The sequence below is a fragment of the Synechococcus sp. UW86 genome, assembly GCF_900474085.1.
Classification (GTDB): Bacteria; Cyanobacteriota; Cyanobacteriia; order PCC-6307; family Cyanobiaceae; genus Parasynechococcus.
In genome coordinates this window covers 281136-290379 of the sequence record NZ_UCNU01000017.1, presented here as the reverse complement: position 1 = coordinate 290379, position 9244 = coordinate 281136, and the positions used below count along the sequence as shown (strand labels likewise).

Annotated in this window: 21 protein-coding genes; 12 read left to right on the top strand and 9 right to left on the bottom strand. The window is 60.5% G+C overall.

Annotation, left to right across the window (positions count from 1 at the left end; translation table 11 throughout):
* Window positions 1–148 precede the first annotated feature (148 nt).
* The 4 genes from DXY04_RS10075 to DXY04_RS10060 all read left to right on the top strand — a co-directional run bounded on the left by DXY04_RS10075 (window position 149) and on the right by DXY04_RS10060 (window position 2178).
* Window positions 149–334, top strand: coding sequence for a hypothetical protein (locus DXY04_RS10075; protein ID WP_244278657.1), 186 nt, complete (start codon window positions 149–151; stop codon window positions 332–334).
* A gap of 40 nt (window positions 335–374) precedes the next feature.
* The gene (locus DXY04_RS10070) at window positions 375–773 is read left to right on the top strand and encodes a hypothetical protein (RefSeq protein WP_115161956.1); all 399 of its coding nucleotides are present in this window, start codon (window positions 375–377) and stop codon (window positions 771–773) included.
* A complete protein-coding gene (locus DXY04_RS10065; RefSeq protein ID WP_115161955.1) occupies window positions 770–1315 on the top strand; it encodes a DUF1543 domain-containing protein in 546 nt (181 codons plus the stop codon). The genes DXY04_RS10070 and DXY04_RS10065 overlap by 4 nt, the downstream gene beginning before the upstream one ends.
* Before the next feature lie 608 nt (window positions 1316–1923).
* The gene (locus DXY04_RS10060; RefSeq protein WP_115161954.1) at window positions 1924–2178 is read left to right on the top strand and encodes a hypothetical protein; all 255 of its coding nucleotides are present in this window, start codon (window positions 1924–1926) and stop codon (window positions 2176–2178) included.
* A 1-nt stretch (window position 2179) separates the two neighbouring features.
* Here the strand turns inward: DXY04_RS10060 and DXY04_RS12275 are convergent, their stop codons facing one another.
* Complete coding sequence (locus DXY04_RS12275) at window positions 2180–2329, bottom strand: hypothetical protein (protein ID WP_170951402.1); 150 nt, start codon at window positions 2327–2329, stop codon at window positions 2180–2182.
* A 419-nt stretch (window positions 2330–2748) separates the two neighbouring features.
* On the opposite strand from DXY04_RS12275, the gene DXY04_RS10050 reads away from it, so the two are divergent.
* Entirely contained in the window at window positions 2749–2943 is a 195-nt protein-coding gene (locus DXY04_RS10050; RefSeq protein WP_006850620.1) for a hypothetical protein, read from the top strand.
* Window positions 2940–3062 carry a hypothetical protein gene (locus DXY04_RS12580; protein WP_006849913.1) on the top strand — a complete coding sequence of 41 codons (123 nt, stop codon included), beginning with the start codon at window positions 2940–2942 and terminating at the stop codon, window positions 3060–3062. Before DXY04_RS10050 ends, DXY04_RS12580 begins: the two co-directional genes overlap by 4 nt.
* 25 nt (window positions 3063–3087) lie before the next feature.
* On the opposite strand, the gene DXY04_RS10040 is transcribed toward DXY04_RS12580, so the two are convergent.
* The 6 genes from DXY04_RS10040 to DXY04_RS10015 form a co-directional block, all read right to left on the bottom strand.
* Window positions 3088–3432, bottom strand: a complete 345-nt coding sequence (locus DXY04_RS10040; protein WP_115161952.1) for a molecular chaperone DnaJ — start codon at window positions 3430–3432, stop codon at window positions 3088–3090.
* 18 nt (window positions 3433–3450) lie between these two features.
* Window positions 3451–4173 carry an esterase gene (locus DXY04_RS10035; protein ID WP_115161951.1) on the bottom strand — a complete coding sequence of 241 codons (723 nt, stop codon included), beginning with the start codon at window positions 4171–4173 and terminating at the stop codon, window positions 3451–3453.
* Window positions 4155–4337: a hypothetical protein gene (locus DXY04_RS10030; RefSeq protein WP_115161950.1), complete on the bottom strand. Its 183-nt coding sequence runs from the start codon at window positions 4335–4337 to the stop codon at window positions 4155–4157. The genes DXY04_RS10035 and DXY04_RS10030 overlap by 19 nt, the downstream gene beginning before the upstream one ends.
* A gap of 78 nt (window positions 4338–4415) precedes the next feature.
* On the bottom strand, window positions 4416–5072 hold the full coding sequence (locus DXY04_RS10025) for a methyltransferase domain-containing protein (RefSeq protein ID WP_115161949.1): 657 nt from the start codon (window positions 5070–5072) through the stop codon (window positions 4416–4418).
* Between the two features lie 3 nt (window positions 5073–5075).
* Window positions 5076–5297 (bottom strand): chlorophyll a/b-binding protein, encoded by a 222-nt coding sequence (locus tag DXY04_RS10020; RefSeq protein ID WP_115161948.1) that lies wholly within the window; start codon window positions 5295–5297, stop codon window positions 5076–5078.
* Window positions 5294–5707 carry a hypothetical protein gene (locus tag DXY04_RS10015; RefSeq protein WP_115162232.1) on the bottom strand — a complete coding sequence of 138 codons (414 nt, stop codon included), beginning with the start codon at window positions 5705–5707 and terminating at the stop codon, window positions 5294–5296. Before DXY04_RS10015 ends, DXY04_RS10020 begins: the two co-directional genes overlap by 4 nt.
* Window positions 5708–5853: 146 nt before the next feature.
* On the opposite strand from DXY04_RS10015, the gene DXY04_RS10010 reads away from it, so the two are divergent.
* Window positions 5854–6039, top strand: a complete 186-nt coding sequence (locus DXY04_RS10010; RefSeq protein ID WP_115162231.1) for a hypothetical protein — start codon at window positions 5854–5856, stop codon at window positions 6037–6039.
* Here the strand turns inward: DXY04_RS10010 and DXY04_RS10005 are convergent.
* Entirely contained in the window at window positions 6023–6214 is a 192-nt protein-coding gene (locus DXY04_RS10005) for a hypothetical protein (protein WP_114989292.1), read from the bottom strand. The genes DXY04_RS10010 and DXY04_RS10005 overlap by 17 nt on opposite strands.
* Window positions 6215–6252: 38 nt before the next feature.
* Between DXY04_RS10005 and DXY04_RS10000 the strand changes: the two genes are divergently transcribed.
* The 5 genes from DXY04_RS10000 to DXY04_RS12270 are packed head-to-tail and all read left to right on the top strand — an operon-like array spanning window position 6253 to window position 8381.
* Window positions 6253–6750 carry a hypothetical protein gene (locus tag DXY04_RS10000; protein ID WP_115162230.1) on the top strand — a complete coding sequence of 166 codons (498 nt, stop codon included), beginning with the start codon at window positions 6253–6255 and terminating at the stop codon, window positions 6748–6750.
* Window positions 6747–7178 carry an NUDIX hydrolase gene (locus DXY04_RS09995; protein ID WP_115161947.1) on the top strand — a complete coding sequence of 144 codons (432 nt, stop codon included), beginning with the start codon at window positions 6747–6749 and terminating at the stop codon, window positions 7176–7178. Before DXY04_RS10000 ends, DXY04_RS09995 begins: the two co-directional genes overlap by 4 nt.
* On the top strand, window positions 7168–7956 hold the full coding sequence (locus DXY04_RS09990) for an ABC transporter ATP-binding protein (protein WP_115161946.1): 789 nt from the start codon (window positions 7168–7170) through the stop codon (window positions 7954–7956). Before DXY04_RS09995 ends, DXY04_RS09990 begins: the two co-directional genes overlap by 11 nt.
* 55 nt (window positions 7957–8011) lie before the next feature.
* The gene (locus DXY04_RS09985) at window positions 8012–8212 is read left to right on the top strand and encodes a hypothetical protein (protein ID WP_006851769.1); all 201 of its coding nucleotides are present in this window, start codon (window positions 8012–8014) and stop codon (window positions 8210–8212) included.
* Between the two features lie 13 nt (window positions 8213–8225).
* Window positions 8226–8381 (top strand): hypothetical protein, encoded by a 156-nt coding sequence (locus tag DXY04_RS12270; RefSeq protein ID WP_170951401.1) that lies wholly within the window; start codon window positions 8226–8228, stop codon window positions 8379–8381.
* Window positions 8382–8405: 24 nt separating this feature from the next.
* Here DXY04_RS12270 and DXY04_RS09980 read toward each other — a convergent pair whose 3' ends face one another.
* Complete coding sequence (locus DXY04_RS09980; RefSeq protein ID WP_115161945.1) at window positions 8406–9230, bottom strand: metal ABC transporter permease; 825 nt, start codon at window positions 9228–9230, stop codon at window positions 8406–8408.
* Between the last annotated feature and the right edge of the window lie 14 nt (window positions 9231–9244).

Genomic DNA, 9244 nt, shown 5'->3' with positions numbered 1-9244 from the left:
CAAGAACCACTAAAGGTATGGATCAGCACCTGTTGAGGCTCAGGACTTAAGAAAGATGCCTGAACTCAACAGAATTGGAGGTGAGCTCCCCGCAGCCATTTCCTCGATCGCAGAATCGTTGCTATCGGTTGGAGGTTGCAGCAACCCGATGAGCCGTTACCCCGTCTTCTATTGCGCTCCAGCGGCCGTTGACGCTGGCTTCAAGCCTGTCGAAGCGGCGGATGCCTACGAGGCTGAGCAGATCGTGCAGCGCGAGCACCCCGGCGCAGTCACGGCATCTCTGAGCGAACGGGTGACCAACGAAGAGGAAATCCGCCGGTTGTTCTTGGCCTGACTCGAAAAAGTCTGAACACCTGGAGCCACCAAAGGGGTGCATGGAACGCAATCCGTTGTCGGTCACGCCCCCCAGCTGGCTGGACATCGACCCCGACAGCTACAAGCGGCTGCTGAACCGCACGGCGGTGACGATCACCAAGCGCGCCAGGAAGCGAGGGGCGACATATCAGGTGAGGGAGGCCATCGATGCCATCCATGCAGCCTTTCAGCGTTGTGACGGCACCGATCCCTACGACGGACTGCCGCTGGACAATCGCCTTCATGATGGAAGCCGCAGTCCGACCGTCTCCCCGGTGAGCAGCAGCACCACCGCAACCTTTGAGATTCTCAGCCTGCAGACCAAGGAAGCCAAAGGGGAGAGGAACGGCGAGGAGTTCATCGCCCACTGCCGTGCCGTCGTCGCCCATGCCGACGCGTCATCACCGGCCCAGCGATGAGCAGCGCCAAGAAGCTGTTCCTGGTGGTGCTGGGGGGCCGTTGCAAGGGCTGCCATGTGGAGCAGCACGATGTTCGCTGGGTCGTGGGCGAGACCATCGACGCAACGCTGCCGGCGCTGCGGCAGGAATGGATCGGCCTCCGCCGTGGCTTGCACATCGACAGCTACCGCTGCATCGACCATGTCGATGGCTATCGCGTTGAGGTTGTTGAGCGAGCGCAGGATCCATCCAGTACTGACGGTCCGCAGCTGTGGTTCGTCAACCTTGGCGCCTATGACCCCACCTCGATGGCAGAACAGCATGCCTTCGGGGTGATCGTGGCCCGCTCTTCAGCCTCCGCCAAGGCGCGGGCACGGCAGCGTTGGCTGAACGGACAAGAGCAGGTGCACAAGGACGATCTTCACCCTGTCGAAATGGACAGCGCGCTCGATGATCTGCTGCCGATTCACGGCAATGGCCAGTGGCACTTGAAACTGATCGCGGATGGCCAAGTTGACGACGGCCCAGCCCATCCCGATTGGTACGGCTACTGGAAGATCTGACCACAGAACCAACACGGCTCAGCTACAACAAACCACCACGTTGAGGATGTGTCGTGCTGATCTTGATCCTCCTCGTGCTGACGGGCTCCTACGCCGGACTGTGGGCCCTGCGTTTCGTGCTCGAACAACGCACAGACACCGAGTAGGGAATCACGCCCTCAAGACGCATCCAGTCACATCTGGCCGAGATGCTGTCACGTTCACCAGGCAAAGCCGAAATACGTTTTCCTCAGTCCATCGACGCCCCATGTCGCTTGTTCAACGTCTTGGCATCGCTGCGTTCGTGGTGGTCATCACTGGTGTCGGCCTCAGCCCTGCGGTGGGAGCCCATAGTGCTCATCACCACCACTCCCGCAAAAACAAAAAAAGAAGGCCTACAACAGGGGCTACAAGCATGGCTACAGAAGGGCCATCGAAAACAGCTACCGCCCCCACTACCGAAGGCACTACCGCAGCTATTCCCCGCTGTACGGCCCCATGGTTTCACCAATGCCCCGGCGCGTCATCGTCACCCCAACGCCCTGGATGGTTCCGGTTCACCCGCATCACCACGGCACCCGCGTCAACGTTGGGCACGGGTTCCATCTCTAGACATCGCGTCATCCACCATGTCTGATCGAATCAGCAAAGACGCCAGCGAGGCCTGGCGCGACCTTGTGCTGAAGCAGGTGGTGAATTACCTGGAAAGAAATCGCGATGAAATCATCGATGGCTTCGAAGCGGAGAACGCCCACAACTTGAAGCGTGAGGACATCGAACAATCAGATCTTCTCGATTTCGATGTCTCAGTCACGCTGCATCGCGATCAATCCTCATCCTTTGGCCTCGGATTCGGTTTTTTCAAGGCCAACATCATCCGCTGAATCAACCAGCGGGCTTCCAGATCAAGTCTGGATCCTGGCGTTGCAGGGTTTGTTCAGCGAGCTTCAGGTAATAGAAATAGCTCTGCCTGTCTTCCGACTCAGCAGCTTTGTTCATCAAGTGCAGATAGCTGAGACGCTGATCGCTGTTCATGCATGGGCTGGAAGAGACCCAAACAATCACCTCAGCCGACCTGTGGTTTCGGTATCGGAGCGAACAATCGAAACAATTATGGGTATCAAAAGATCACTTTTTATCTTTTCTTTTGAAACTTTGGCCATAAAACCCTTCCTCGCAATGCAATCAACAGGGCTGGAAATTCGTCGTGACAGGTGGACCACCTCCAGGAGGAACAACACAGCTTGGATCGGATGAGCCTGTGTTCTGCTCAGGCAACGCAGGAGCGCGGCCAGCCCCTCCCGGCGATGCCGGGCCCAAGTCAATCTTGCCGGGCCGGATCAGTTGGGACGTGACGTTGAACGCCAAGCCGCCGAGCAAGCCAAGCCCCATCGAGGCCGAAAAAGCAACGAGAATTTGACGCTGACGGTTGTTCATCCCACTGCTCGATCCCGATGAAGGTTGATTGGCCGCGAGCTCTGGCCTCAATCTCAGTGAATAACGGAGATTTGACAGATCAAAACAGACCGCCGGATGATCCGCTTGCTGCAACCGGAACGATCGAAACACAGTCTCTGCTGACGCTGCTCACGCCCTTCCTCGTGTTCGGGGCCTTGTTTGTGGTGCTCCTGCTGGTCTGGGACCGATGACAGCCCCCGTTGCGGGACTGTTCTGGACGCCATACGCCGATTGGATCTACACCGTGGTCAGCCTGAGTGGATTGATGCTGATCACCTGGCTGGTGCTGGGACGCAGCAGCGGCAGCTGACGCCCTGGGACGCACGTCAGGGCCGTCAGGCAGCAAGCATCTCCATCTCGGGCTCAAGCAGCACATCGCGGGCGGTGTTGAACCGTGTCATCACCTCAGGGTCGCCCCCTTTATCGGGATGATGTTGAACAGCCAGAAGCTTGTGAGCCCGCTTCACCTGGGCAAGGGTTAACCGCCCGGTGAGCGGCAGGCCAAGGCACTGCCTGGCCTGAATCGCCTCGAGGCCGGGGTCGCGCCCCATCGGACATTGATCACGGCGATGGTTTGACGTTCCAGGCTTGCGCTTCTTGCTGGATTTGCGTTTGGCCGACCTGGCCTGCCCCCCAAACCCTTTCGAATCCTGCACAAACTGATCGCCGAAGGAGGCCACAATGCCTGATCGCCTGGTTCAGTCTCCGAGCTGCGACCACCAGCGCTCGATGCGATCGGTGGAGCCGTACCAGCTTTGGCCGAACAATCCACCGTGGGCCATATCGTCCAGCTCAATCCAACGGGCATCCCGCAGCAGGGCTGATGGGAGCGGCACCAGACCATCCCCCTGCAGATCCGGGTCGCCCATGATCTGGCGATAGCTGCGGGCAGCGCTGCGGCGCGAAAAGTTGGATGCATTCGCTCCCAGCGGGTCAAGCCGACCCGCAACCGCGACGTAGTCCACCCGATCGGCTTCAGGGCAACCCGGAAACTCACGATCCACGCGAGCCCGCAGCGGTGTGGCACGCAGGGCCTGGTGGGGGCTGCCGAGAGTGATCAGGCGATTGCATCGGGCTGCACCGTTGAAACGGCGTCCCAGAAAGATCTGATCAGCCAGATAGGGGCGCAACATCACCCCGCCGGAACTGTGACCAATCAACGTGACGCGCTCTGTAGGCGACTGGCTTTGAAGTTCACACACAGCGGCATCAACGCGATCAAGCAGGCGACGCCAACCGAAGCCCCAGCTGGTGGCCAGCCAATCCAATTTGGACACAGGCACGATGCGCACCGCAGCGCCGGTTGCCTGATCAATCCAATCAGCGAGGGGGCGATAGGCCTCCTGCGTGATCAGAAAGCCACCGAAGATGACGACGGGCTGGGTGAGGCGAGACGTGCTGCTCACCGGATCAACGCACATTGCGGAGCCTTGATCAGGTCATAGCCACGCCGAATGCGGCTTCCACAAGGTTCAAGAACCGTGCTCAGCTGCTGATCCTCAGACGAAGCCTCAAGAACCACCTGCTGACCGATCAACACGATCCTGAAGCGCCAGGGGAGAAGACCCGGAAGGGTGAAGCTCATGCAGATCCTGGTTCTCGCCTCACGCTGCCGCAATTCAGAACAACGTCCATCCCTGCAAGGCAAAGGAAAGTCGAGGAATCAGTAGAGAGGTTTCTTGGCCACAACGGCGAAGAAAGGATCTCCCTTGCCACCGAACAAGCCCATCACACCCTCGGCGCGGGTGTCTTCAGCAACGATCTCCGGCTGGGGCCAGCCTTGGGCCATCAACACCTCAGCGACGTAACGCAGGTGATCACCGTCATCACCATCGGTCCAGACCTGGGGAGCCTTGGTGAAGAACATTCGATTGGAAAACGCCACGATCACCTGGCCCCGGGGGCGGGTGATCCGCCACAGCTCAGCGGCGATCGGCTCGGGCTGTTGCAGGTATTGCCAACCAGCCACGATCAAGGTGGCATCGATCGATGCATCCTCAACCGGGAGGGTTTGGTCGCGGTTGAGGTTCTGAACCCAGTGCCGATCCAATCGGGGGTTGGCACTCAGCTCCTCAGTATTGAGGCCATGGCCGATGACGTTGTCGTAACTGACGTCGTCCGGCAGGTGGCTCACCCAACTGCTCATCAGATCCAGCACCTGGGCACAGGGAGGAATGCGCTCGCGGTAGAGGGCCGTCAGCCGAGCACGAAAACCAGCATCCAGATGGTGAACGAAACGCGGCTCGCTGTAGAAGATCGCGTCGTCGGTGGCATCCAACTTGAAGCGTTGGGAGTCCTTCAGAACAGGAACAACCGTCATCGATCAACCCAGCTGCAGGTACCAGCGCAGAGCTGCACCAAGCTGACCCGCGATTCCCAAGCCCGTGGACTTTTCAAGCACCACAGCAGCCAAAAAACCGAGCATGGCCACCCGGCCATTGAGCCGCTCCACATCGGTCAGGGCAGACCGGTTCCAGGGGCGTGCTGTGGTGAGCGACTCGCCGAAGCGTTCCGGTTCCTCGTAACGAAAAGCAGGCCGACTCATCGCAATGCGCAGATCCAGCGGACCTTAACCACGGTTCCATCGCGACCGGGGTAGACGGTCCAGGCACCATCGGCCTGGCGTTGCTCCAGCCGACCTTTGGCACAGTTGGCTCGCATCGGCAGAACCCGTTGGGTCCACCGGTCCTGGCCAGCGCGCTGGATCAGCAGGCCTGCTTCCACCTCAACGGAACCGTCCACGCTCTTGGGGGCCCGGATGTATTCAGCCGCCTTGATCGCGGGGGTGTCGAGGGCTTCCATGAAGATCCAGCCGTCGCCCGGCAGCAGATCGCCGCGACGGGATTGCCAAACCGCCGGCTCCTGCATCGGCTGCCATTCCGCCTGAACAGGCCCCGCGATCAGGGACAGGAATGACGCGAGAGCAACGTTGAATGCCAGAGCAGAGGAGGCCATGGGCAGCTGGATGCGGGAAGAGAGGTGAGACGGACTGTCGGTCGCTTCAAACAGCTTTACGAAGCGTTGAAACGCAAACATGAATGAATGGTTATGGAATTCCTCAGGGCAGGAGTGCCAGCTTGAAACCACTGCTTCATCAGTCCATGGCCAGCATTGCTCAGGGACGGGCTGCCTACACCGTCCGACACAAGACATCCAACGGAGAAAAGCTGGAATCCTGCTTCTACGCCACCGATGCCTTTGAGGCCCGTCTGCTGGCTATGGAGTTCAACACCTATATCCGACAGCACCCGAACTGCATCGATTCGATCCTCAGGACGGAGGCTTGAGCGGCGCCCGGCGACGCTCCACCTGAACGAAGACCAGCCAGGCCAAGCTGGCGAGCCCCCCTCCGATCCAATCACTGCGCAGCAGTTCCACCAGGGCAACGGTGCTGGCCCCGATGCGCAGTCCCCGTAGAAGCAGATCCGTTATGGGAGGTGTCCGGCGCTTGTCGCGCTGCATGGGCCGACTCCGAAAAGATGGGGGTGTTGCAGAGCCCCATGATCTCAGCCTTGCCTGGTTCTCCTGCCGCAGCTCTTCTGGCGAGGGAAGACCAGAGCCGCCGTGAGGGCAGCGGCATTCAGATCGAGCAGCTGCCGGGCTGCTGGATGTTGCAGCAGACCTGGACGCGCAGCGGGGATCCACCGACGCCCGGCACCGCAACGCTGCTGCGTTGGCTGCAGGCCAGCCTGACCTTGAGCCACGGCGAACAGGGCCTGAGCATCGTGAATCAGGTCTGCCTGGCCGGTTTCCGGTTGCGGTTCAGCGGCCAGGCCCAGCTGAAGGGTTCCAGACCACTGCTGATGTTCAGCTTCACGTCGTTGGAGCTGAGCTGGTCCGATCAGGTGCTGCTGCAGCGAAGCCTGCCGTCACCGGAACCCCAACGCTTGCCCTTCTTTGCCCTGATTGAACTGAACGAGCAGCAGGGAACACTCACAGCGCGGGGGCGGGGCGGTGGACTGGCCCAGTGGTCCCGCAAGACACCGGAGGCGTCATGAAGCCCGCCGTCGCCCTGGCCATGCTCGAGCGGGAAGGCCGATGGCTGCTCCAACTGCGCGACGACATCGACTCGATTATTTATCCGGGCCAGTGGGGGTTGTTTGGCGGCCATCTCGATCCGGGAGAAACTGCCAGCGAAGCCGTGCACCGCGAATTGCAGGAGGAGATCGCTTGGTCACCCAGCGTGCCGCTCGAACCATGGTTCAGCGATGACAGCGGCAACCGGGTGGCCCACGTGTTCCGCGGAACGCTCAGCGTGCCCGTGAGCGAACTGCAGTTGAAGGAGGGCCAGGAGATGAAGTTGGTGCCCCTCAGTGATCTGGTGCGTGACGCCATCTGGAGTGAGCGGCAGCAGGAGCTCCGGCCTGTCGCTCCGCGCCTGTCGATCGTGATCGATCGGTTGCTGAAGGAGGGCCATGACCACTGAAACCTGGCTCGATCTCCGCAATGTGGAGGCATGGCTGGGCGATCGCCCAGTGCTGCACAAGCTCAACCTGCAACTGAAACTGCGGCAGTCCACAACGGTGTTGGGGCCCAATGGCGCAGGCAAAAGCAGCCTGGTGAAACTGATCGACCGCAGCCTGTATCCCATCGTTCGCCCCGACGCTCATCTGCGGTTGTTTGGCAGCGAGACGGTGAACCTCTGGGCGCTGCGCAGCCGCCTGGGGGTGGTGTCGAGCGACATGGAACAGCGGCTTCATCCCAAAACAGCTGTTGAAGAGGCGGTGGTGAGCAATTTTTTTGGGGCCACCCGGCTGGGCCTGGATCAGAAGCCCAGCGCGCGGCAATGGGAGCAGGCGCGGGATCTGCTCGATCAACTGCACCTCCACAGCATCCGTGAACGCTGCTGCGGAGAGTTATCGGACGGACAGCGGCGCCGCCTGTTGATCGCTCGCGCCCTGGTTCACCAACCGGAAGTGCTGGTGCTGGATGAGCCGAGCCGCGCCCTCGACCTCCAGGCCTGCCATCAGTTGCTGGTGATCCTGCGGCGCTTGATCCAAGCGGGAACCACCGTGGTGCAGGTCACCCATCGCGTGGACACGATCGTTCCAGAGATGGAACGGGTGCTGTTTCTGGCACAGGGACGTCTTGTTGGGGATGGAAGCCCACGGGAGATGCTGCGGCCCGCCGAGCTGAGTGAACTGTTCAACACCCAGCTCAACGTGGTGGAAGCCCATGGCTTTCGCCAGGTTCTTCCGGGGTAGATCCGTAAGCAGCACCCTGCTCTGCTAGGGATGAGGGCCAGACCACGCAATCGCCATGGCAACGGCAGAACAGAAAAAGACCATCACCAAGAAGCGCCTGCAGGAGCTGCGCAACCAGTGCCGTGACCACTACAACGTGGTGGCCGATGGTGTTCTTCCCGACGGTGCCGATGTGCGCGTCACCATGGGCAAGCTCCAGGAGCTGATCGAACTGCTGGATGGCAAAGCCAAGTGGGATGACAGCGAAGCCTCCTGAGCCGTTCCAGAACATGCGGGACGATCTTGATTACCGCGAGCCGTGGGACCAGGACGGTTCCAAGCAAACGGCTTCTGATCAGGGTCGTTCCGCCAAGGACTTTCACTTTCGAGAAGCCGGCGTTCAGCGCTTCAACGACACCTACGACTGGGACGAGGACGAGCGCTGATCCACTGATCCACGCATCAACTGATCAGAGACGCCGCAGCACCCCCTGCCCAGGTGCAAGAAGGAAGGCGAGCACGAATTGCGCGGTTTGCGCCAGCACAATGCAACCGGCGGTAGAGCTGTCAGTCCAGTAGCTGATGAACACCCCCAGCACACTGGAGAGCACGCTGCTAGTGACGGCCAGCAGCGTCATCCGGTCGAACCGATCGGTAAGCAGATAGGCCGTGGCACCGGGGGTGACGAGCATCGACACCACCAGGATGATTCCCACGGTCTGCAGACCGGCAACGGCGGCCAGGGAGAGGAGTCCCAACAGCATGTAGTGCAGGAGTCCGGTGTTGATCCCGATCGATCGGGCGTGGGTGGGATCGAAGCAGAAGAGCATCAGGTCCCGCCGGAACAGCAGCAGCACCACCAGCACCAACACCGAAATCACCAGGGTCTGCTGCACATCCCCCGCTGAGATCCCCAGCACATTGCCAAAGAGGATGTGGGTGAGATCGATGTTGCTGCGCGTCTTGGAGACGAGCACCAGCCCCAGAGCGAAGAAACCGGTGAAGACAAGCCCGATGACGGTGTCTTCCTTCACCCTCGACTTCTGCTTCACAAAGCCGATGGCGGCAACGGAGCCCACACCGAAGACGAACGCCCCCAGGGAGAAGGGCAGGCCCAAGGCATAGGCGACCACCACACCAGGGAGGACCGCATGGGAGACGGCATCGCCCATCAACGCCCATCCCTTCAGGGTCATGAAGCAGGACAACAGCCCGCAAACACCCCCAACCAGGGCACTAATCATCAACGCCTTCACCATGAAGGCGTGACTGAGGGGTTCCAACAAAAGCTCCATCGGATCAGTATGGG